Origin of the sequence: Bradyrhizobium sp. 195 (genome assembly GCF_023101665.1) — a bacterium.
In the GTDB taxonomy this organism is placed as follows: domain Bacteria; phylum Pseudomonadota; class Alphaproteobacteria; order Rhizobiales; family Xanthobacteraceae; genus Bradyrhizobium.
Genome location: NZ_CP082161.1, coordinates 1,644,153 through 1,665,644, shown reverse-complemented (window position 1 = coordinate 1,665,644; position 21,492 = coordinate 1,644,153). Strand labels below are relative to the sequence as shown.

The 21,492-nt window shown below is 57.0% G+C and carries 17 protein-coding genes and 4 pseudogenes; 11 read left to right on the top strand and 10 right to left on the bottom strand.

Going from position 1 to position 21,492, the window contains the following annotated elements:
• Positions 1–915: 915 nt before the first annotated feature.
• Genes IVB26_RS07815 through IVB26_RS07800 form a run of 4 tightly spaced genes read left to right on the top strand, consistent with a single transcriptional unit; the run spans position 916 to position 4,133 of the window.
• Positions 916–1,755: a class II glutamine amidotransferase gene (locus IVB26_RS07815; protein ID WP_247971166.1), complete on the top strand. Its 840-nt coding sequence runs from the start codon at positions 916–918 to the stop codon at positions 1,753–1,755.
• Positions 1,756–1,775: 20 nt separating this feature from the next.
• Positions 1,776–2,507 carry an amidophosphoribosyltransferase gene (locus IVB26_RS07810; protein WP_247971165.1) on the top strand — a complete coding sequence of 244 codons (732 nt, stop codon included), beginning with the start codon at positions 1,776–1,778 and terminating at the stop codon, positions 2,505–2,507.
• Between the two features lie 4 nt (positions 2,508–2,511).
• Entirely contained in the window at positions 2,512–3,195 is a 684-nt protein-coding gene (locus tag IVB26_RS07805; protein ID WP_247971164.1) for an HAD family hydrolase, read from the top strand.
• An 11-nt stretch (positions 3,196–3,206) separates the two neighbouring features.
• Entirely contained in the window at positions 3,207–4,133 is a 927-nt protein-coding gene (locus IVB26_RS07800; RefSeq protein WP_247971163.1) for an NAD(P)-dependent oxidoreductase, read from the top strand.
• 294 nt (positions 4,134–4,427) lie between these two features.
• Here IVB26_RS07800 and IVB26_RS07795 read toward each other — a convergent pair.
• Together IVB26_RS07795 and IVB26_RS07790 are read right to left on the bottom strand one after the other, a co-directional pair.
• Positions 4,428–5,261 (bottom strand): annotated as a pseudogene (locus IVB26_RS07795) (electron transfer flavoprotein subunit beta/FixA family protein).
• Between the two features lie 43 nt (positions 5,262–5,304).
• A pseudogene (locus IVB26_RS07790) lies at positions 5,305–5,646 on the bottom strand (SDR family NAD(P)-dependent oxidoreductase); the annotation flags it as partial.
• Positions 5,647–5,924: 278 nt separating this feature from the next.
• On the opposite strand from IVB26_RS07790, the pseudogene IVB26_RS07785 reads away from it, so the two are divergent.
• From IVB26_RS07785 to IVB26_RS07775, 3 genes and pseudogenes are all read left to right on the top strand, one after another.
• Positions 5,925–7,071 (top strand): annotated as a pseudogene (locus tag IVB26_RS07785) (IS630 family transposase).
• 250 nt (positions 7,072–7,321) lie between these two features.
• Positions 7,322–8,068 (top strand): annotated as a pseudogene (locus tag IVB26_RS07780) (outer membrane protein).
• Positions 8,069–8,897: 829 nt separating this feature from the next.
• The gene (locus tag IVB26_RS07775; RefSeq protein WP_247971162.1) at positions 8,898–10,115 is read left to right on the top strand and encodes an MFS transporter; all 1,218 of its coding nucleotides are present in this window, start codon (positions 8,898–8,900) and stop codon (positions 10,113–10,115) included.
• A gap of 75 nt (positions 10,116–10,190) precedes the next feature.
• On the opposite strand, the gene IVB26_RS07770 is transcribed toward IVB26_RS07775, so the two are convergent.
• The 3 genes from IVB26_RS07770 to IVB26_RS07760 all read right to left on the bottom strand — a co-directional run bounded on the left by IVB26_RS07770 (position 10,191) and on the right by IVB26_RS07760 (position 13,582).
• The gene (locus tag IVB26_RS07770; protein WP_247971161.1) at positions 10,191–10,343 is read right to left on the bottom strand and encodes a hypothetical protein; all 153 of its coding nucleotides are present in this window, start codon (positions 10,341–10,343) and stop codon (positions 10,191–10,193) included.
• Positions 10,344–11,210: 867 nt separating this feature from the next.
• Complete coding sequence (locus IVB26_RS07765) at positions 11,211–11,954, bottom strand: LuxR family transcriptional regulator (RefSeq protein ID WP_247973103.1); 744 nt, start codon at positions 11,952–11,954, stop codon at positions 11,211–11,213.
• 905 nt (positions 11,955–12,859) lie between these two features.
• Positions 12,860–13,582 carry a hypothetical protein gene (locus tag IVB26_RS07760; RefSeq protein WP_247971160.1) on the bottom strand — a complete coding sequence of 241 codons (723 nt, stop codon included), beginning with the start codon at positions 13,580–13,582 and terminating at the stop codon, positions 12,860–12,862.
• A 373-nt stretch (positions 13,583–13,955) separates the two neighbouring features.
• On the opposite strand from IVB26_RS07760, the gene IVB26_RS07755 reads away from it, so the two are divergent.
• Both IVB26_RS07755 and IVB26_RS43175 read left to right on the top strand, forming a co-directional pair.
• On the top strand, positions 13,956–15,407 hold the full coding sequence (locus tag IVB26_RS07755; protein ID WP_247971159.1) for an IS4 family transposase: 1,452 nt from the start codon (positions 13,956–13,958) through the stop codon (positions 15,405–15,407).
• A gap of 80 nt (positions 15,408–15,487) precedes the next feature.
• Positions 15,488–15,688 (top strand): transposase, encoded by a 201-nt coding sequence (locus IVB26_RS43175; protein WP_346732869.1) that lies wholly within the window; start codon positions 15,488–15,490, stop codon positions 15,686–15,688.
• Here the strand turns inward: IVB26_RS43175 and IVB26_RS07745 are convergent.
• Complete coding sequence (locus IVB26_RS07745; protein ID WP_247973411.1) at positions 15,650–15,955, bottom strand: PilZ domain-containing protein; 306 nt, start codon at positions 15,953–15,955, stop codon at positions 15,650–15,652. The two genes, IVB26_RS43175 and IVB26_RS07745, sit on opposite strands and share 39 nt — an antisense overlap.
• Positions 15,956–16,410: 455 nt before the next feature.
• Between IVB26_RS07745 and IVB26_RS07740 the strand changes: the two genes are divergently transcribed.
• On the top strand, positions 16,411–16,971 hold the full coding sequence (locus IVB26_RS07740; protein WP_247971158.1) for a hypothetical protein: 561 nt from the start codon (positions 16,411–16,413) through the stop codon (positions 16,969–16,971).
• Positions 16,971–17,810: a hypothetical protein gene (locus IVB26_RS07735; protein ID WP_247971157.1), complete on the top strand. Its 840-nt coding sequence runs from the start codon at positions 16,971–16,973 to the stop codon at positions 17,808–17,810. The genes IVB26_RS07740 and IVB26_RS07735 overlap by 1 nt, the downstream gene beginning before the upstream one ends.
• A gap of 535 nt (positions 17,811–18,345) precedes the next feature.
• On the opposite strand, the gene IVB26_RS07725 is transcribed toward IVB26_RS07735, so the two are convergent.
• The 4 genes from IVB26_RS07725 to tnpC all read right to left on the bottom strand — a co-directional run bounded on the left by IVB26_RS07725 (position 18,346) and on the right by tnpC (position 21,455).
• Positions 18,346–18,546, bottom strand: a complete 201-nt coding sequence (locus IVB26_RS07725) for a hypothetical protein (protein ID WP_247971155.1) — start codon at positions 18,544–18,546, stop codon at positions 18,346–18,348.
• 589 nt (positions 18,547–19,135) lie between these two features.
• Positions 19,136–19,339 (bottom strand): CsbD family protein, encoded by a 204-nt coding sequence (locus tag IVB26_RS07720; RefSeq protein WP_247382607.1) that lies wholly within the window; start codon positions 19,337–19,339, stop codon positions 19,136–19,138.
• 122 nt (positions 19,340–19,461) lie between these two features.
• The gene (locus tag IVB26_RS07715; RefSeq protein WP_247971154.1) at positions 19,462–19,665 is read right to left on the bottom strand and encodes a hypothetical protein; all 204 of its coding nucleotides are present in this window, start codon (positions 19,663–19,665) and stop codon (positions 19,462–19,464) included.
• 218 nt (positions 19,666–19,883) lie between these two features.
• Positions 19,884–21,455, bottom strand: coding sequence for an IS66 family transposase (gene tnpC, locus IVB26_RS07710; protein WP_247971077.1), 1,572 nt, complete (start codon positions 21,453–21,455; stop codon positions 19,884–19,886).
• Between the last annotated feature and the right edge of the window lie 37 nt (positions 21,456–21,492).

The following is a 21,492-nucleotide window of genomic DNA, read 5'->3' as shown; positions in this document are numbered from 1 at the left end:
CGAGACACCGCTGTTCTTGAAATGCGTCTTTCACCGTCGCTGCAATCAACATGCCGAAAACCGCTATGCTAGTCTTGCTGCAAGACAACAACACCATGTGCTTTGCGAGCGCGCGCGGAAACCTTTTACGCGCTGATGTCAGGGGCCGGACATGAACGTCTTCAAGACGACACGGCTGAAAACAAACATAGGGGCGTCAAAACATGATACGGTCCCCTTGCCGACCTCGCTCGCATCTGCGCCATGTGCCTGAAACTACATTCTGTGAGGTCTAGCCCAATCGCGCGGCTTCGTTCACAAACGCCTCCTCATTTATGTGACGCTTCAATAGCCTTCACTTTGCGCGTCGATGCCGTCACGGAGCGTCTACCCCTTCAAAGCCGCAACAACGGCGGACAGCGCTGTTCGCTTCCTGACGTCAAGGAGATCGGAGCGCGCACGAATTCAATCAGCAAACAGGGCCCGACGGTCCCTTGGTGGGGCGTCCAGTTCACTTAACGTCTTCGTTCTTCAGCGTACGGTTCGGAGGATTGGACAAAGACATTCCCACCGCGGCAACAGTCGCGTAACGTTCTTTGCTGCGGCTTCCAGGCGGAGCACTGCGGGATAGCCCCATCAGGCACCATCCCACCAAAGCTGATTTTGGCGGCCGCGTTCTCGTAAGTCCGGCAGCCGGATCAGGGCGGCTTTTTCGAATCACACACTTCATTTGCCAATCTCGGCGAAGCCTCATGCGCACGAAAGAGGACTTGGTACGAGGCTTGCTTGCTGAGGCGCAAAACCATGTGCTTCGCGCGAGCCGACGGATTACCTCCGCTCGGTGTCGGTTCCAGACATTGGATGTCTGCAACCGGACAGGGTTGAAAACAACAACTCGCAACGGGCGACATCCATCGTCCGTCAAGGAGACATAGCATGTCCGGTGTTGCAGGCGCATTTCTATTGCCTTCAAGCCGCTCACAAAGGACGGTTTACGATCAGCTCAAGCACATGGTGCCGAAGCTTGAAAACCGTGGACAGGAGGGGTTCGGCGTTGCCGCGTTTATGCATGAAGAACGGTTTCAACATACAAAGTCAGGCCGGCCAGCAGGCAAACTAGCAAGTGTTGATTTCACTGAGCAGGACGCGCATTTCAGACCCCATGTAGCTATAGCACACGTTCGCACTCCCTCTCACAGAGAGAAGAGTGACGCCGACTTCCAGCCCTTTGACAATCATAGAGCCTCCTGCCGCCGTTTGACGGTTTGTTTAAACGGGGCTCTGGTCAACGCTGATGAACTTAGGAAAGAACTGCACGCCGAAGGTCATTCCATCCGCAGCAAAACCGATGCGGAGCTCTTGCTCAAGCTTATCGAGAGTATTTGTCAAAGAGATTATTGGCAGCACGGTCTGCCGGTTAACTACGAGAAAGTCTTTCAAGACATTGATAAGGGTGTTGACGGAGCCGTCAGTGCACTCTTGTTGGATGGCCTAGGAAATCTGACCGCCTTCCGCAATCGCAGGGGTTTGCGGCCTTTGGAATTCATGCAAACCGAAGATGGTTTTCTACTTTTTGCCTCAGAAAACAGTGCTTTCTCTGGGCTACAAGGCCGAGTCGACGAAATCCGGCCAAGTCACATCAAGCATGTGAACGGCAGAACGGGAGACTGCCTTGATCACTTTGTGGGCCAGGCTCGACACAGCCCAAGCTTTGCGCCTACGAAACGCTTTATCTGGGAAATGCAAGAACGTTGGTGCAAGGGCAATCTCATCTAGCAACTCGTCATGATATAGGCATGGCCTTGGGCCGAATTGTCTGGCCGCGATTAGCAGTCGAAACAAGCTCCGCTCCCATAATCGTTTCTTCCATGCCGCGCACCGGGACACCGTATGCCGACGGTCTATTTGCATCGCTGGCCAAACAGCAAAGTGCACTCGTCCAACGGCACGAGGTGATCGCAGTAAACCGTTCTCAGCGCACACTTATCGGGTCTCTTGGCGAACGCAAATCGCTCATCTGGCAAAAGTACCGCGTCGCAACGAACGACGTCGCGGATAGAATCATCGTCGTAGCCGATGAAGCTCTTATTCGTGGCGATACAAGCCGCGCAGTGACGGAGATGCTCCTTGCCGCTGGGGCAAAGGCTGTGCATTGGGCAATTGGTTCGCCGCCTATCGTTGCACCAAATTACTACGGCATGGGTATCGAGACCATAGATGAGCTAGGGTTCTGGAAAATATGGAAAAGCCTGCCACCCGAAACGCGGCAGGACAGCCTGCGCTCTCATAGGATCGCGCCGCAAACGCTCCGGGTGATCGAACGCAAAATTGCTCTATCGATCAACGCTGCTACCATCACGTATTTGCCCTTTGAAGATCTGCTTTCCTTGCTGCCGCGGGGACATGAGGGAATCGATCTTTCTGCGTTTACGTTCGAGATGCCGACCCCTGGCGGGCAAAAACGTGCAGACGAGAATTTGAATAGATTGATCTCCGATCTCACCTCAACGAAAACGTCTGCAGCATGAGGCCATGATGAAACTTGCTCTTGTATTCGACTGGAACGGCACTCTCCTCGACGACGCCGACGCCTTGCTACAAACAACGAACACCATTTTGGGTCGCTTCGGCCGAGCTGCCATCGATATGCAAACTTTTCGGGATCATTTCGATGTCCCACTTTCCGTTTTTTTCCGCAATCTAGGAATGTCGGAGAGCGAAATCGAAACGGTGGATAGCCATGACAGCGCTATTTTTCACGACACCTACGAACCGCTGGCGAGTAAAGCCGATCTGCGCGAAGGCGCGCGCTGCATTTTGGAAACGGCACGTCAACAAGACGTTTCCAGCATTATTGTCAGTAACCATATAGTCGACCCCCTTATTACCCAATTACGACGACATGGAATCGAAGATTGTGTCGCGGAGGTTCTGGCGTTTGAAAGCCGCGCTACTCAATATAAAGGCATAAGCAAAGGAGAGCGGCTTCGTCTGTATATGCGGGCATACAATCTGAACCCCAGCTCAACTTTCATCGTCGGGGACATGCCGGTCGAAACGGATATTGCACGCGATCTTGGCTTGATCAGCGTAGCCATTACGGGCGGATTTGTTTCCGAGACGCGTCTGCGAGCGGCGCAGCCGGATTATCTCATCCAGGACCATCATAAGCTGCTGCCCATTCTGCAGGAGCGTGGTCTTTTTCAGAACTCATAACGACGCAGAGCATGACTGAAACTCCGTCAACTGCAACGCCTGGGAAAGTCGGACAACGAATCGGCCTAATCGGCGCAGGGCGCATGGGAACAGGCATAGGAATCAGTCTTTTGCGCCATGGCACTGAACTGCATATCAAAGTCAACAGAACCCGTGTTGGCGCGGAACGCTTGACTGGCATGGGTGCTCATGAGCACACCGCAATTTCTGAATTGGCCCGGCATGTAAGTGCCGTCGTTTTATCCCTGCCCTCAAGTTGCGAGGTCGAGGAAGTCTGCCTTGGGCAACATGGGCTATTTGCACGTTTGCCCCGACAGAGTTTGATACTTGACTGCACCACGTCCTATCCTGCTTCAACCCTCACTCTAGCCGAACAGGCCAAAAAGCATGCATTGCACTTCATAGATGCCCCCGTAACACGAAGCCCTGAACAAGCAGAGCAAGGGCGTCTCAACGCCATCGTTGGATCGGATCAGAACACGTTTCCTATCGCGGCTCGTGTTCTTACCGCATTTTGCGAGAACATCGTCCATGTGGGTGATATTGGACAGGGCCATAAGCTCAAACTTGTCTATAATAGCATGACGATGGGCATGGCGGCGGTGGTAGCCGAAGCTTGCCAGCTTGCCGATGCCATTGACGTCGACCTTGCAACCTTACGCTCCTTGGTCAGTCGCGGCGCGCCCAACAGCGGGATATTCCAAAACTTTGCAGCCTTTTTGTTGGACGAAAAGCCGGATGCTTTGGCAATATCGATCAGAAACGCTAAAAAGGATATTGACTGCGGCGTGCGATTAGCGAACGAAACCGCGTTGAAGGTACCAGTTCTGACTGCCGCCGCGCAAAAGTTTCAAACCTGTCTCGCCGAAGGCAAAGGTGAATTGACCTTGCCTCATCTTGCGCTTTCCTCAAGGGATGACGAATCACGGCAGAATTAGCGGCAACGTGTGAAGCCCATTCGACGATGTTCTTCATTCAGAACTAGCTCTTGAGGGATGGGTCCTAAACGAGGGTGCGCGCTTAATCTTCCTAGTATTGGCCGATACGGGACTTCAGTCGTCTGAGTTTGTCAATCTGCAACCTCACGCAGTCCGACTCAACCACCCATTCCCTACGTCGAGATCCTTCCAGACGGGCTGCGGTCTTGAAGACGTAAGACCCGCGCCGAGAAATTCCTCTTGTCGGTTCCGCGCTTGCCGCGGCCCTGCCGTCGAGTTTTCATCCAGGAGCGGTTAGAGCCTCGGAGTTGTGCAGCGACGCGCATGCCTGAAAGCGCCCGCAAAGCTGCCCAGATTACTCGCGGACCCGTGCGGCAAGTTCCGCTTCAAGCTAGGCTGGTGCTTGAAGATCGCGTCGATCAAAGCTTGCGCCGGCTGCTCGGAAGGCAGCGCCCGCTTTGTCACCGCGCGCCGAGGGAGCGAAGACCCGCTTGATCACGGTCGGCGAGCCTTTAAGACCACACTTGGAAAGGTCCTCGACGCCCGCGTCCTGTGCCTTCCATTTCACGAATGGCGCGCGGGCGGCTCGTAGCGCATCCGCCATGGCGCCGCGGCGAATCTAGTTGGTGGCCTCGAGAATGGTAATGAGACACAGCAGCCTGGTAGGCAGAACCTGGACACCGCCTTCGGCGCGTCGTTCCGTTTCAATTTGCGCACGGTCGGATCTAGTGCTCTAAACTTGCCGACGTAGGTCAGCTATAGCATGCCAAGTCGCTTCACAATGCCGGGTCCCACCTGCGCGGTGTCACCGTCGATGGTTTGCCTGCCGGTAAAGATGAGGTCGGGCGGTCCATGCTCCTTACCGACTTTTCGGATGGCGGCTGCCAATGCGTAAGTTGTTACCAGAGTATCGGAGCCAGCGAAGCAGCGGTCACTGAGCAGAATGGCTCGATCGGCGCCGAATGTCAGCGCCTTGCGTAAGGAGTCTTCGGATGACATTGGCCCGATTGTAAGCACGGTGATTTCGCCGTCAAACCGATCGCGCAATTCCAGCGCTGCCTCGAGCGCGAAGAGATCGTATGGATTGATGATCGTCGGCACGCCCTGACGCATGATGGTGTTGGTCACGGGGGGCACGCGGATCTGCGCGGAGCCGGGAACCTGCTTGATGCAGACGACGAGCGCCCGCCTTCGAAGTCGTATAGGCGCTGCCAGCAAACGGGTGCACCCGCGAGCCTGCGATTGAGGTCACGTTGACAATCGATCCTGCCGCGGCTTTTAGCTCGCCAAAAAAAGCCCTGCGCAAGCAGGATCGCAGCCACCAGAGTGAGATGGAACACACTCATCCACGTTTCGATCAACGTCGTCAACGATGTCTGCGGCGCGCCATTTTGCGCTTTCGGCGAAACGCCGGCATTGTTGATCAATGCGTACAAGGACGCACCTGCGAGCGTTGTTTGACCTCAGAGATTGTGCGCGGCAGCATTCGATGATCACTGAGATCGACTTGGATATCCGTCCGCTGGCCCATCATCGATGCGTCAAGCCCATGATTGCGCAGCTCGGGGGTCGTTCCGACAGGCAACCTTCGGAAGCGTCTGATGCCTTCGACGCGATTCCGAGGTTAGTCAAGGATGCCCAAGATCGCAACCCGCTGCTCACGGACCGTGGACGCGCATTTCGTTCTCGGGTGCTTTGCCGAGATCTGCACTAGTCGCTCGCTTCAATCAATTTGCAAGGACATGGATTTCATGATTCGATTCCGTCGCGAGGCAAGCGACGGAGAGGATCATGGCTGCGAAGGAGATTTCGGTAAAGAAGTATGTTGTGCGGCTGAGCGTTGAGGAGCGCGAGCTACTCGAAGCGTTGATACGAAAAGGCAAGAGCGCGGCCCAGCGCTTGCTGAAGGCGCGGATATTGTTGAAGGCCGATGTGTCGGAAGCCGGTGAAGGCTGGAGTGACAACCGGATCATCAAGGCGCTGGAGACCAGCGCATCGATGGTTTACCGGGTCCGGAAGCAACTGGTGGAAGAAGGCTTCGAGGCTGTGTTGAGCCGCAAGCAACGAGCCACACCGGCGGTTGCCCGGATTTTTGACGGCGAGAAAGAAGCCAAACTGATTGCGCTGGCTTGTTCCAAGCCGCCCAAGGGACGCGCGCGCTGGACCTTGCGGCTGTTGGAGAAAAAAGTCGTGGAACTCCAAATTGTCGATCACGCCAGTGACTCGACGATTGGGCGGGCGCTAAAAAAAAACATTCTCCAGCCCATCGCCGGCAGTGCTGGGTCATCCCGCCGAAGGCCAATGGCGCGTTCGTAGCCGCCATGGAAGACGTGCTGACGGTCTACACGCGGCCACGCGATGCCGATTACCCACTGGTGTGCCTGGACGAGACCTCCAAGCAGTTCCTTGCCGAGACGCGCCTGCCAATCCCAATGAAGCCGGGACGCCCGGCCCGCTGCGATTACGAGTACGAGCGCAACGGCACCGCCAACATCTTCATGATGTTTGCACCGCTCGAAGGCTGGCGCCACGTCAAGGTCACCGATCGCCATACCGCCGTGGACTACGCTCACGTGTTGAAGGAACTGGCCGATCGCTACTTCGCCAACGCCAAGACCGTCGTACTGGTCCAGGACAATCTCAACATCCACGGCAAGGGATCACTCGAAGCGTTTCCAGCCGCCGGGCCAGGCGGCTGGTCGAGCGCTTCGAATGGCACTACACGCCGAAACACGGCAGTTGGCTTGACTTGGCCGAGTCCGAACTCGGCGTCCTCACGTCCCAGTGCCTCGATCGTCGGATTGCCGATAAACAGACCCTCGTTGAGGAAATCGCCGCATGGGAGCACGACCGCAACGCAAACCACGCCAAGGCCAATTGGCAATTCTCAACCTCCAATGCCCGTATCAAACTCAAGCACCTCTACCCCGCAATCTGAATGAATCGGGCGACTAGCCGCTCTTTGATGCGAGCAGCCCTCCAAGTTGGACAGCTAACTCCCACGTGCTTGAACCAATACGCGCATCAACGCTAACATTCTGGATGGCGGGATTTCTAGCTCCAGTACCTAACGCAACGTGAGATTAGAGCGATTTCTTCCTGAGGAATGTTGTGCTGAAGTTACAGCAATTCACGATGATGTTGCCAAGACGCGCAGAGCCGGGGTTCAAGTGAGGAATAACACTCCAATGAAGAATTTGCCGCTTCTGACTGCAAGCATCGTCGCAATCAACGCGGCGGTCCCGCATTTTGCGCGGATCTCGCTCCACAGCCTGTCCAATCCAACGCGCCGCAGCTCTCGGTCGCTCCCGCGATCTGTGACTGGACCGGTTACTATATGGCATTAACGGCGGCTGGGGCTCGAGCCATAACTGCTGGGATTTCGCAGGCGTTACTCCCGAAGGCTGCCATGGTATGACCGCCGGCACTATCGGTGGCCAGATTGGCTATCGCTGGCAGACGTTCAATGTGGTCTACGGCGTTGAAGGCCTGGACGACTGGGCAGAGTTCAGCGGCTCCAATATCAGCACCGCTTTCCCGTCGAACATCAATCGAACCAAGACGGATGCGTTCGGCTTGCTCACCGGCCAGATCGGCTACGCTTTCAAAACCGTGCTGCTTTGGGCCAAGCGCGGTGCTGTGGTGACCAGCAACACAGACCAGACCAACTCGACGGTCACTGGGGCGGAGCTTGCTAAAAGCGATATTGTCCATTGGGGCGCGCCGTAGGCGCTGGCCTGGAAGTTAACTTCGCCCCCAGCTGGTCAGTTGGCGTCGAGTATGATCACCTGTTCATCCCGGAGAGCAACGTGACCTTCCCCGCTGCCGGGTCGGATCGCATTCACCAGGATGTCGATATGGTAACCCTTCGGCTTAACTACAAGCTGTTTCCGGTGGTTAGAAATAGCGATCTCAACACGTTTGCGGCGGATTGAGGAGCCCCGACCTTCGGTCGGGGCTTTTTCTTCGGAGTGCTCTTCCGCGCAGCGCTGACTGGCCGCCTTTGCAGAAGCGCCGCCTTTGCAAGTTACGCAAGGGACATGATCTTCTGCACTGGGCCTTGCGATATGCGCCTCGTCGGCAGCGGCACACTGGGTGCACGCGCCAGATCCCAGCCTTCCACCTCTGAAATGCGCGTGGTGTGTACGGTCAAGGATAACGACACGATTGTCAGGTTCGAGATATCGTTGTTTCCAATCTGACGCGCCCGCGCAACATGAGGCGACTAGAGAACCTTCAGTTTTCAAGCGGCACGCTGCTTGCTTCATTTCGTACCGCCGTCACGATGCCGGCTTCACGGCGCTTGGCTAAAAACCGGATGCGCGCAATGGAGTGTTTGATGTGACTCTGGAGTTCGTTTCTTCAGGAGCCGCGATGATTGCGCCCATCGCTAGCTGCGAGGTCAATTCGGCAGGCCTTGGCCCAGCAATAAAGCTGACGCCCGTTCTGTGGAGCTGGTCAGAGGATAAGTTGGCGCGCAGGCCGGCGACGGTTGCGGCCGGTCGTCTTTCATTAATCCTTCGCCGATGTATAGCGACGTCGCCACCTGTTTCTAGCCGGTCGGTCTGCTCGACAAGATGAAGGTCAGGCGCAGTGTGCGAACTGATTCGAAGTAGAAACTGCCACCCGGATCTCTCACCCCGTACAGCCAACGCTCGGATCATAGTCCGGTTTGAGGCGCTGCTGCGCTGGAACGATCCACTGCTTGTCCAAACCGCGCTCTCGAAGCACATGCGAAACTGCTCTTTAAAAGGAAGAGGCTTGATGGCAAGTCGCTACATGCCACATATCGGGATGGTTGCGTTGGCCAGTCAGCAGTATCTGGCGATCGCGTTGATCTATTCGGCCATTCCGGTGATCCTTCGGGGCAACGGCGCCAGCCTGGAACTGGTCGGCTTGTATGGCACGGTCTTCTTTGCCTTCATCGTTAACTTTCTTTGGGCCCCCGTCGTGGATCGATGGAGCCTCAATCGTCTCGGGCTGAGGCGGTCATGGATCCTGTTGACCCAAATCGCCACTACCACTGCGCTGGCAGCGATGGCATTTTTGAACCCAAAGACCGATTTCGTGCCGGTTTTTCTTGTTTCTCTCGCCCTTGCGACCGTCGCCGCCACACAGCGGATCGCAACATTGGGCTACATAGCGGAAGCTCTCGGTTCCGGCGAGCGTCCGCTCGGCGCTGCGCTGCTGGGCTGGGGACGGGTCGTCGGCCATGTGATCGGTGGCGCGGTCTGCCTCCAGCTGATCGAGATTGTCGGTTGGCGTCCGGCCTTGCTGGGCTTAGCGCTGCTGCTAGCCGTTTTCGCTGGATGGGTGTTCGCGATTCCTGAACCGCTCCATTGCATGAACCGAGTGCGCTCACCGCAGCGCCTGTCTATCTTCCCGATCCTTCTCAACAACGGCATGTGGACAACGGCTGCATTGATCGCGCCCGGCGTTATCGGGATCGCGCTGGCGTTTGCAATGGTGCAGTTGCGGCTCGTCGATCTCGGCTTTGCCGCGGCAGATATCGGATGGATCGGAGCGCCCTCGAACGTAGTCACGTATACTATCATCGCGCCAGTGACCAGCGCGATCCTGACCCGAATGGCGCCGAACCGGGGCGTGATCTGGGGTTGTGCAGTCCTGGCCATCGGTTTTGGAGCGCTTGCGATTATCGATCGCTATGTCGGCGTTCGCGTGAGCGCCGTCGCGAGCGTTGGGATCGTGTTCGCGGCCCTCGCAGTCCAGCATGTTACATTCACAAACTGGTTTCTCGCGCTCGCCCGGCCAGGCAAGGCGGGGACAGATGTCACGTTCCTGACTTCGGTGATGTCGGCGTTCGCATTGATAGGCTTCGCGGCGAGCGGGTTTATCGCGGCGAGATTTGGCTACAGGGTCACGCTGATATTGCCGGGTCTCGGCTATGCTCTCTCAGCCTTGCTCGCTGCGGCATTCATCCGCGCCGCCAATCTGACACCGCAGCGCGTGGCGAGAGACTGATGATCGGACTCACGCACTAACCAGTCTTCCTGAGTCAGAGCGTCGCGGTCGACAGCAATCATACATTTGAGGAAACTAGAGGCGGCCCGGCGATTGAGCACCTGGATTGCCCTCGAGATCATCCAACCTGCGCGGATTCGGATCGCTGGCGCTCTGATAGCCTTCCAGATTGCCTTGCAGAAACAAGAACTCGGTCTGTTTGATCGATGATTGCCTCATGGCCAGCATGAGATCCACATCCGAGTCGTCTTGTCTTGATGTTCACATTCATTACGACCGCAATACTGCTCATGATCCGTTCGGGCGTCCAGATGGCCCTTTAGGAACCGTACAGGCATGCATAGTCGAGGGACAGCGGCAGCTTTTTAACCCATTGCGGCGCGCTTTTGGACCATAGAGATGCACGCGCGTCGTTGATTGCGGAAGGTGTGCGCATAGCTTTGCTAGTTCGAACGCCGTCCGCCCACCATGACAAGCGGCGAATAATGGACGATTGTCTGGAGGGATACCTGTTGCCAGCTTAGGGCGCCGCGCGGCCGCCGGAAGACACTACGCTTGGGCTGTTCGTGCCAGCCTGATTTTACTTAGAACTTTGAAAGCTGGGCAGAGTAGCCGTGGCGCATCGGCCACGTCGAATCCACCAGCCCCCCCTCCAGAAGGAGCTCGTCGACCGGGTTTACAAGCTGGTCTTTTGATCGATTCATACCTGTAAGTTAGCATATATTCGAACCAGTAGCATTTTTAAACTCACGAGAAAAATCTACTGAAGCAAACCGATCAGCTCGAATCAAACAACCGATCTTCATTGGCGCCTACAGCCACGATCGGCGACTGAAAACCTCACGTCCTACGAACACCTGCAAATGCTGGACTCCCTAGCCGGACCGATTCTAACTTAACGCTCCAAAGCATGCCCGGGACCAAGCACGTAGTTGCCGTATACAACGTGCGCGCTAGGAGCAAGTGGCTTCGTCACATGGCAGGTCGAGCTTGCTCAATGCCTTGACGAACGATTGCCCATAGGATCGATTTTTGTCTTCACAGCAGTTTTCAGACGCAAACTGGCTTCGATACAATCATCGTCCATCAAGATGCTCACGCAGCATGGACATCAAAAATAAGATTGAGGCGGATCGCCACAATGACGGCTTGGATCCGGCTGGTCGCGCCCAGCTTTCGCATCGCGTTCTTAAGATGAAAGTTCACCGTATTCTCGCTGATTTGTAATATCCTCCCGATTTCCCATGACGATTTGCCCTCTGCCACCCACCGTAGACAATCTAGTTCCCGCTGTGATAGCGCAACTCTCATATTGCAGTTATCTTCCGCCGGGCGTGTGATCTCCACACAAGCGATGTGAAAGTGCCAGGCTAGTGCGTTGAGATGGCCTTTGGAATGTTGAGGATCGGCATCGTCGAACTGAGATGCAAACGACACGACCGATAATCGACCCAATGGCCCAAACAATGGTACACTCATGCCGTGCTTGAGACCGGCCTCTCTGGCCTCATCAAGTACGCGCCTTTCGTCGGGCTGTAGTTGATATTGGTCGGCGAGTTGATCCCACAGAAACGGCCGCGAAAGCGTCGGTGTCCGCCGGACCACCGGATCGATTTTGTGGTACTTTCGCTTAAAATAGCGTTCACACCATTCGGGCGGCCACTTAACGGCCACGGCGGGCGGCGGATACTCCGGTAGGCGAAGTGGCTCCGCGAAATTGAGCGCTCCGTAAGAGACTTCGCTGAAGCCTTCGTCGCTGGCACAGCTCACAAGAAGCTCGAAAAGCGATCGGAGGGATTGCGTTTGCGTCGCGCATTCGGTGAAGCTGAAAAGATCCATTTTGGGCGCCTCAGCGGGCTGACCCAAAAGGTCAGTATTGCGCCGCTCGATTGAGCTTGTTTTAAGCGGCGGCGAGTTCCAATCCGTCGCCGAGCTGCTCCGTGATCCCGAGCTCAACGAGCCCGGTGTCACCGCAGATGTTCGGCTTGCCGGCGAGCATGAAAAGACGTGGGCCACGGTCGTGCACGATCTACGGATCTGCATCGTCAGGCCGCAACTGATCTTCACCGCGCCGGCGCCCACGAGAGCCCGGTCGATGAGCAGCCCAACAGGCTCCTCGCGCAAGTTTGGCTCCTTGCATGAACAATGCGCGGCGTCTGGGTGCCCTAGTCGGACGCCTCCGAGGCGAACAATTCTTAAGGGTTGAGCGCGACCGGCCCTCGTGGTGCATGACGATGTTCGTCGGGGGGATACCCCGATATGCCGGCAGTCGGAAATTCTGCTTGCAGAGGGCACTTTGCATACGCATCTCCGGAAGCGAGAGAACCTGGGGATGAGAACAGCAAGTGTCGTACCAGTTGCACCGCTCCAAAAAATTGGGTTTAACGACAATGACTTGAGAGAATTGGGATACATGCCGCGGGCGCGTGCGTTGAAGAATTCGCGACATCAGGATGAAAGCCGACAGCGCCATTTGGCTTAATTGTTCGTGAGGATTGCCTGATTGGCTTTTTCTCTTGACGTGTGATCGGTGCCCCCTTGTGCAAGGCACCGCTGAATCGCTCATTATTGCGTGTCGCTTGCCAGGAACCTGAAAACAAGCGGAAAAGTTCCAGGACAGCGCATGCAGGCTATCTGACTCCTCTGTGAGCCGAATCCGCTCTGACCTACCAACACATGCAATTCTGAGGCACCGACAGGAGATGAGGCGCAGACGCTCGTCTGTCCACTTGCGCGCCGACGCTTCAATCCGTCACTGCGGCTGTTAGCGGCTTAGCGACGTTTCTCAGGACAGCGGCGCGGCAGTTGACAAACATCTGCTTCGTGTAATTCCCGCCGAAGTAATCCAGTACGAAGGTGCCGGTATAGTCCGGATCATCGCCCACGCTGCGGATTAGGCTGTCGAGAATCTCGCCGATTTCGGGAATGCGCTCGCAGTAACGGGCACGGAGAACACTAACAGCGTTCATCGAGTGAACTGCCTCGTCGGCAACCACCTCTCTCAGGCAACGAAGGAAGCTGCTGCCAAGTCCGGCATAGAACGCTCTATCCGCAGCATAGGCGCGGCAAGTACACATCTCATCAAATGCGATCATAACGATCAGAGTGAATTCGTCCTTCAAGTATTCATTGATTGCAGAAAAGCTATGCGATCGAGCTTCCAATCTGTCTCGAAGATCTTTTTCGGATTCACCAGCGACAAGCTCCATGATCCGGATGAAACTATCGGTGTGACGCTCTTCATCCGCGGCCCAGGCACTAATGAACGCCTCAGCTTCGTTGGTGGCGATCAGATTTCGGTTGAACAATTCTTGTTTTAAGTGCCTCGCGTCGTATTCAGTATACAACTCTGGCCACAACTTGTCCCGACGTGCGCGCACAGTCGATGGTCCGGCCGTGAACATCGCCGGCGTCAACTCATCGAAAAAGTCTTTTGGATTCCAGTTCCGTCGAATCGGCGCAATCATCCGACTGTCCTTCTCTGTGAGCGGCCTGGCAGACGGACGCTCGCAAAGCATACTTGCTCCACACCAAGTATGCTGTCGCCCCCTTGTTTTGGTAGGCAATTTCGAGACGCAGCTCATCAAACGGTTTGAAACTCGCGATCAGCAACAGAAGCTCATGGGGGACCGTCAACGTTTTGGAGTTCGCGTGTAGTGTAGGCTGCGGTATCCCATCGCTTTCTTTGCAAACCGCTCCCTTTGATTGGTAAGCCCCCGGTGAAGCTTTCAATTACCCATAACGTTGTCCACTCGAACTGATCCGCTGATCGGCGAAATCTTGAATCGAAAGAATCACTTGTGATTCCTTGCGAGCACCTGATTCGCGAGGGGGTGCTCTATGGGACTGACGTTGAGGGATCGATCGGCAAAAGGCGGTTTGCGATTTGTAGGCGGTGGATGTTGGATTGATCGAGAGATTAGTGGATGCCAGTTCAGGGACGCGCGGCTCGGCGACAGATTCCGCAAACTGCTTACGCAGATTGGAAGCGCCATGGGACAAAGTATTCCGCTCGTCTGCCAGGATTGGGCGAATACCAAGGCAGCCTATCGCTTCTTCTCTAATGACCGGGTCAGCGAAGCGGACATTCTGGCTGGCCACTTTCAATCGACGCGTGAGCGCACGATCGGCACCGGCGGTCCGGTTCTGGTGCTCCATGATACGACCGAGTTCAGCTATCAAAGAGAGAACTCAGACGCGATCGGGATCACGAAGAGCATAAACAGCGGCCGGGACAAGGCGGGCCGCCTGAGATCGCACACGGTTTGCGGCATCCTGATGCACTCGAGCCTGGCGGTGACGACTGAAGGGCTGCCGCTTGGACTGACAGCCGTCAAATTCTGGACCCGGAAGAAATTCAAGGGGACCGCTGCGCTCAAAAAGAAGATTAATCCGACGCGCGTTCCCATCGAGAAGAAGGAGAGCATTCGGTGGCTGGACAATGTCCGGCAATCCACGAAGCTGTTGGGCGATCCGGAACGATGCGTCCATGTCGGTGATCGCGAGAGCGACATCTATGAGCTGTTCTGCGCGGCTCAAGAAGCTGGAACGCACTTCGTGATCAGGACTTGCGTTGATCGTTTGGCTGGGGAAGGAGATCACACGATCGCTGACGAAATGGACGAGGTCGCCGTCAAAGGACTGCATTGCATCGATGTCAGAGACAACAACGGTGATCCCGACCAGGCCGTTCTTGAGATCAGGTATCGCAAGATTCGCGTCCTGCCACCGATCGGAAAGCAGAAGCGCTACCCGGCGCTGATCTTGACGGTGATCCATGCCGAAGAGCGCGTGACGCCGAAGAACAGAAAGAAAATCGAGTGGAAGCTGATCACAGATCTGCCTGTTAGCTCCCGCACCGGCGCCATTGAGAAGCTCGAATGGTATGCTTTGCGATGGAAGATCGAGGTGTTCCATAAGATCCTCAAATCGGGCTGCAAAGCTGAGGAGTCGAAGCTCAGGACCGCCCAGCGTCTGACCAATCTGATCTCGCTTTTTTGCATCCTGAGTTGGCGGGTCTTCTGGATGACGATGCTCAACCGTTCCGCTCCAGATGCACCGCCAACCCTCGCGTTGACCGCGACTGAAATCGGCGTACTCGATCGCCTCATCAACGACAAACCAAAAGCGAGACAAAAAACGCTCTCGCACTATCTGATCAAGATTGCCCGGCTCGGCGGCTATCTCGCCCGCGCCAGCGATCCGCCGCCCGGCAATACCGTCATGTGGCGCGGGTTGTCACGCCTCACCGACATCGCGCTGGGCGCCACGGGGGAATTTGTGGGTAATTGAAAGCCGGTGAAGGCCGCCTTCCCGGATCGTGCTCAAGCGTAAGATGCTTTGCTCATTAATTTGCAAACAAATGAGCAAACGTGACGACGGTAACGGTTCTATCCGGTCCAGAGCGGCGACGGCGATGGACCAGTGCCGAGAAGCTTCGGATCGTGGAGGAGAGCCTCGCGCCTGGGGCCAGTGTCGTCGAGGTTGCTCGGCGACATGATGTTCACCGCAATCTGGTCACGGCCTGGCGGCGGCTAACTAAGATGAACGATGCTTGCACTCACTGGCTTTGATGCGCGGCGGAGCACAACGAACACCACGCCCGAAATGGTTGCCCGCCTCCATACCACTCGACAGGCAAGCCTCTTGTGAGGGCTGCTGAACAACAGATCAAATTCGTTGGCGAATATGTAATAGGGCCTGGAAAGGCGAGCGCCAAATGCGTTGATGTCGCGCACTACGCACGGATGGAGCCCCATAATTCCATCGAACGAGAGCAATGCCGGCAGATTGATGATCTCGCGCGGCAGAGCGCGACGTTCCATTGACCTTTCAATCATGGCGAGAACTCCGCACAAGCTTCTTTGCTTCAGTTGCTGGTCCCGCCGAACCTCGTCAAACAAGATAGTTCGCGCACTCCGCCAAACAAGCAGTTCTGCTGTCTAACTACAGTTGACTCTAATTCTTCTATTAAAGCGAAGAACAGACGGTTCAACAAAAATTAGCGCGATACACGAAAACGCGCAGATCGACGCTGCCCAGGTGGATGAATTGAGAAACGCTTTTGCCAGCTGTTGGCCCGTAGCGGAAGTGCTCGCACGCACCTGCAAGGCCAGCATTTAAGAGCAAAGCGGACATCACACCCTGCCGCTCCAGCGCTCGAAAATCCTCACAAATGTGGAGCGCACCACAAGTAACTGCATCGGATGTGGAGCCCTCCACGTCGTCGGTCTACGCAAATCATGTTGCTGCGGCATACACTGGTTTCATGCGCAACCCCTTCCGAAAAGCTCTCATGCAGCAACTCGAAACCACCATCGTCTCGCTTGCGAAGCGCGGCGAACAGCTCGTCGCCAAGCGCGTCACGGCGCAGGCGGCGCTGGACCAGGCAATTCAGGCTCGCCGGGATACCCTCCTGTCGGCGGACCTCGAAGATCACCGGGAGCTCGACAAGCAGCAGGCTGCCGTGGTCGCGGCAACCTCGGATCTCGCGGGCATCGACGACGCCCTCGCCGTTCTCGCGCACCAGAAGGCGGAAGGCGAGCGTCAGCTCGCTGCGGAAAGCGAGCGTATTAAGCGTGCTACGGCAGCAGACAAGTTGGCAAAGCAGGTGACCGCCATCGAGGCTGCGTTGCCGGGCTATCTTGAGCAGTCGCGTGCTCTTACCGATGCCCTGTCCGAAAGCGGGCTTCCTCCAGAACACCATGGGCCAGATCGAAGTTGCCGCCAACTTCACCCTCGCGGAGCTGAAGGCGATGCCCGACGCGATCCGGCAGGGTCGGCAGGCGATCCCGCTGCACTCGTGCCTGCGAAGGTCGGGGTGGCTGAGCCGCCGCTCACCATGACAGGCTTTTGATGATGTCTGAAGGAACTCCGTCTGAGGAAGGCACCATACATCCTGCGACCTCTCTCGGCGCCGCGGGGGTCGCTGCTCACGTCGATGGTGGCGATAACGGCAGCGACCCCAATGCGGAGGTCGATGAATACGACAGGCTGCTCGCCAAAATCGGCCGCACTTACGACCAGGACTGCCGGGTCGCAATTCACGAGGCGGGCCATATCGTGGCTGCGCGCCTACAGGGCCACCCGCTGGGCGGCGCCACGGTGGACCCGGGTTCGGGCTTTGAAGGCGGCGTTTGGGGCGAGGGACACGAGGAAGCGTTCGCGGAAGGTCGCGGCGATGCCTCCGATGTTCGGGAAGCACTTGCCCCACTGATGCCCGAACCGGGCGAGGCCGTCAGTTCCGTTTCTGACGTATTCGCGAATGTGCAGAGCCATTGCATCGAGCTGGTAGCCGGTCGGGCCGCTGAGCGCATGCTGTTGGGTGACGACGACACTCCGTCTGCGGCCGATGATCTGCGGCAAGCCCGCGAGCTGGCGCTGCTCATTTGCAAGAGCGAAGAAGCAATGGCCGCGTTCCTCACATACTGCGAGATCGCGGCGCGCGATTTGCTGTTGCCCTATGGCGATCTTATGATGGTGCTGTCTACCGTCTTGCGCATCAAACGCACGCTGGACGCCGTCGAGATCGACGAGATTATTTTGGACGTGGAGACGCAAAAAGCGTTGGCGATGGAGCATCGGCGCCGCGCCGAATGGCGCAAGAGCGAGCTAGAGGCGGCTCGTTTCCGGGCCGAATGTGAACCGTTTCCGGCTGCACGGTTGCAAACTTGTTCTCATGATCAAGTGTCGTAATCAACGATGCTTGTGATCTGAAGGCGCGGCGGATGTAACTGGCCTGATGATCTTGAATGGCCCCGGCGTGCAATATCGTCGGGGCCTTATTCATGGTCCCAACGAACGGATCACGAACGCAGAGAGGTCCATCTAAGAACCAACATACCGAGCTCCGAGTTTACACAGGCGGGTAGGTTCGTAGAGATGGGTTATGCGTCATGGCGCGCATGCTGTTCATACGAAAAGCCTCGTTAAAGGCTCAGCTTGACCTACAAGCTCAACAGCTACGTGAGGAAGCGCGGTCATGCCCGCCAGGACACAATCGAGGCAGTCTGCTTAGGAAGGCCCGGCAGAACGAAATCACGTCTCAGATAGCCGAGTGGCTGACCTTGCCAAGATGGCAACCACCCAGGTAAGCCACTTCAGAATGGTCAAGATGGATTGGTGGCGGGGCAAATTGTGCCTATGCCAGTCGCTTTCGCGCTGGCGCTCTTTGATTGATCGACGCAGCTTTGCGGGCCGCTGCCGCAATTGCGCCGCCGTCAGCGCTAGTTCAGCCTTCCTCCGTTAGCCGGGCCACAGGTTGACAGCTCACGCGGTCGAGTACGTGGATCACCTCATCTCTGTCCAGAACGGCATGCAGGCGCTCCACCGTGTGTGCCGCATCGAATGAGTTGGAAATCACACACTCTCTGATGATATGCCGAGCATCCTGCACAGCTCGGAATAGCACTTCCAAGTCAGGATTGTTCATCGCCTACTCCAGTAAAAGCAATTGCGCACTGGGGACGCATGTTCCTGCGGCAGATCACGACATTAGTAGAACTGCCAATTCGGGAAAAAATGGAAACCTTCGACATGATCGCGAGTTGCAACCGGAATTTCAGGGCACGGGAGCGACAATGGATGATGAGATGCTTCCGACGGTCGCGGCTAGTAGAGCGTGGACGTTGTACCTAGCGGTGCAATGATGTTGATCCACTGGACGCACGTCGCTGCACGCTCGAACGATATCTATGGCAACGATGGCAAGCTGGGGAATGCAACCCAGAAGAGCTGACATGCCTAGACTTGGCGCATCTCTCTCTCGTTCCGGGCGACACTTGGTAAATACGATGGGGGAGCTGAGAAATTTCGTCAGGCGGGTTGTAACTACGAGTGCGCGACCTGACTTGGTTCTTGCGGCAATTGCCGGCCTTGTCTCTGGGATGGTCGTTCTGGCTCTGCGGTTTGTTTTCGGAGCGTGTCCCTGACGTGGCGTGATCGGACAACTCCTAGTCGCTTCTCAATCGTCGAACGACGCGAGAAGAAAAGCCCGCGCGGGACCGGCGGGCTTTGAGGGGCTACCACTTCTGACGACCAAACCAATCGTTGAGTTCTTTTTTGGCTTGATCCTTTTGGTAGCCGTAGCGCTGCTGGAGCTTTCCTTCAAGCTGGTCTTGCTTTCCGTCAATGGCGTCTAAGTCATCGTCCGTCAGCTTGCCCCACTGCTCCTTCACTTTGCCCTTTACCTGCTTCCAGTTTCCTTCGATGCGGTTCCAATCCATAGCTTCCTCCTCCGGTTGGGAGGACAATCCAACGCGCCGGCACGAGCCGAGTTCGAACGTGAAGCCGATTGTGTCGCACCGCATAGGACGACCTTCGAGGAAGCCCCCGAAAAGGAAGATGACTAAGCTCCCGGCGGAACGTCAGGAGCGATCTCGGAATGGCTGTCGCCAAGAGCCCGCTCAACCTCGGACGCGAGCACGGTCAAGTGCTCGGCAGGTTTCGCGAACAGCTCCCGCTTTTTCGGGTCCGTCGCCAGATTACGAATGAGGGCACATTCGGCGGCGTCGGTGCGGAGCTTCTCCAGCCGGACTGGCATGTCCTTCATCGGCGACCTCGCTGTTCCTTTGCTGGAACATTACAAATACCCTGCTTCCGACCACAAAGTGAACACGGCGATCATCTGATCGGGATTAGCGTGCGGGGCGTGGCGGACGTCCCGATCCGCCGGCCCATCGGACCGCCGGCCCGTAAGCGCGATTTTCCCCGCACGATGACGCCGGCGGTTTTGATGGATTGCCCTAGTATCGGGCGATACCGGGCCGTTCAGGCAGTGGCGGCTTTGTGGAAGTTGAAGGGCAGCAGGTCGGTAATATCGGCGTCGCCGGCGCGCTGAGGCGATTCGGTGAGGACGTGGCGCAACCACGCTAACGGCTCGACACGTGAGGCGCGGCAGGTCAGCATCAGGCTGTAGACGACGGCACTGGCCTTGGCTCCGTCCACGGTATCGCTGAACAACCAACTCTTCCTGCCAGTTGCAAAAACCCTGATGTCGCGCTCCAGAAGATTGTTGTCGATCGGCATGCTGCCGTCCCCGGTGTAGCGCGTCAGATATTCCCATTGGTTTCGGGTGTAGGATACGGCGTCGCCGAGCTTGCTGTCAGGCAAGACCTTCGGGGCCATGTCATCGAGCCATACCTTGAGAGCATTGAGGATGGGGACACTATGTTGCTGGCGGAAGCGGCGAATGCAGTCGGCCTGTGTTTCACCCTTCTCCGGTATTCCGTCCCGCGCCTGCCTTTCAACCCGGTAGAGCTGGTCGAAGAACCGCAGCGCCTGCTCGGGCGGACCGCCGCCCTTCTTCCTCGCCCTGAGGGCATCGACAAAGCGCCGCCGGGAGTGGGCCATGCAGCCGATGTGGGTGGCCAGTTCCAGCGTGCGCCATGCGGTATAGCCGTCACTCATCACGATGCCGCGGTAATCGCCGAGGAAGGCCTGCGGGTGGATTTGGCCGCGGCCCGGCTGATAATCCAGAAGAACGATGGGCTCGTGACTGCCCTTGCCGCTGCGATAAGCCCACATATACGATGTGCTGGTGGCCTTTTTGTCCTTCTCCTTGAGGACCTGAACCGTCGTCTCGTCGCCATGGATGAGAGGCTGCGATCTGAGCCGCAGCTTCAGGGCGTCATAGATGCGGGAGAGATGTTTCTCGCTCGAGCCGATCACCCAGCGACCCAAAGCGCCGCGGCTGACCGGAACACCGGCGCGTTCGAAGGCCTGCGCCAGGCGGTAGAGCGGCGTGCCATCGACATATTTATGAACCAGCGCGAACGCCAGCGTTGAGGCCGTGGCAACGCTGCCCGGCAGCGGCTGCGTCGGCATCGGCGCGGTCACGACAGGGGCGTTGATCCCGGTGCGATCGCAATGGCGGCACGCATATTTGAAGCGTACGTTCTGTAAAACCTTCGCCTTCACCTCGATATGAAGTTGCTCGGTGACAGCCTCGCCCATGCGATGCATCTGGCCACGGCAGCAAGGACACGCCTTCTGATCGTCGGGCAGGTCATACTCGACGCGCTCACGCGGCAGGTTCGCCGGCAGCGGCCTGCGGCCGCGCTTCTTTCCCGTTGTGTTTTCGACGGGTGGCAAGCCCGTGTCCGGAAGTTCGGCGATATTGTTCGTTTCACTGCCGGCGTCATCCTCATCGGCGGCCTGCTCGGCTTCATTGAAGAGACGATCGACGTGCTTTTCGCTGCGTGGCGCAAAACGATGCAGGCGTGCCAGCGCCAGTTCTTCCTCGAGTTTGACGACGCGGTCGGCGAGTTGATGGTTATCCGCCTGCAGCGCAGCAATGCGCGCCAACAGCACTTCAACACTCGGATCGCCGGTTCGATTCATCGGATTCTTGAATCTGAACCGTACCGACGCGTCAACC

What these genes read in the sequence shown, in the direction of transcription:
- tnpC (WP_247971077.1), bottom strand. Translation starts at nt 21,455, where the DNA reads ATGAATCGAACCGGCGATCCGAGTGTTGAAGTGCTGTTGGCGCGCATT.
- IVB26_RS07765 (WP_247973103.1), bottom strand. Translation starts at nt 11,954, where the DNA reads ATGGATCTTTTCAGCTTCACCGAATGCGCGACGCAAACGCAATCCCTC.
- IVB26_RS07725 (WP_247971155.1), bottom strand. Translation starts at nt 18,546, where the DNA reads ATGAACAATCCTGACTTGGAAGTGCTATTCCGAGCTGTGCAGGATGCT.
- IVB26_RS07770 (WP_247971161.1), bottom strand. Translation starts at nt 10,343, where the DNA reads ATGCTGGCCATGAGGCAATCATCGATCAAACAGACCGAGTTCTTGTTT.
- IVB26_RS07755 (WP_247971159.1), top strand. Translation starts at nt 13,956, where the DNA reads ATGGGACTGACGTTGAGGGATCGATCGGCAAAAGGCGGTTTGCGATTT.
- IVB26_RS07775 (WP_247971162.1), top strand. Translation starts at nt 8,898, where the DNA reads ATGGCAAGTCGCTACATGCCACATATCGGGATGGTTGCGTTGGCCAGT.
- IVB26_RS07715 (WP_247971154.1), bottom strand. Translation starts at nt 19,665, where the DNA reads ATGAAGGACATGCCAGTCCGGCTGGAGAAGCTCCGCACCGACGCCGCC.
- IVB26_RS07800 (WP_247971163.1), top strand. Translation starts at nt 3,207, where the DNA reads ATGACTGAAACTCCGTCAACTGCAACGCCTGGGAAAGTCGGACAACGA.
- IVB26_RS07815 (WP_247971166.1), top strand. Translation starts at nt 916, where the DNA reads ATGTCCGGTGTTGCAGGCGCATTTCTATTGCCTTCAAGCCGCTCACAA.
- IVB26_RS07745 (WP_247973411.1), bottom strand. Translation starts at nt 15,955, where the DNA reads ATGATTGAAAGGTCAATGGAACGTCGCGCTCTGCCGCGCGAGATCATC.
- IVB26_RS07760 (WP_247971160.1), bottom strand. Translation starts at nt 13,582, where the DNA reads ATGATTGCGCCGATTCGACGGAACTGGAATCCAAAAGACTTTTTCGAT.
- IVB26_RS07810 (WP_247971165.1), top strand. Translation starts at nt 1,776, where the DNA reads ATGGCCTTGGGCCGAATTGTCTGGCCGCGATTAGCAGTCGAAACAAGC.
- IVB26_RS07805 (WP_247971164.1), top strand. Translation starts at nt 2,512, where the DNA reads ATGATGAAACTTGCTCTTGTATTCGACTGGAACGGCACTCTCCTCGAC.
- IVB26_RS07740 (WP_247971158.1), top strand. Translation starts at nt 16,411, where the DNA reads ATGCAGCAACTCGAAACCACCATCGTCTCGCTTGCGAAGCGCGGCGAA.
- IVB26_RS07735 (WP_247971157.1), top strand. Translation starts at nt 16,971, where the DNA reads ATGATGTCTGAAGGAACTCCGTCTGAGGAAGGCACCATACATCCTGCG.
- IVB26_RS07720 (WP_247382607.1), bottom strand. Translation starts at nt 19,339, where the DNA reads ATGGATTGGAACCGCATCGAAGGAAACTGGAAGCAGGTAAAGGGCAAA.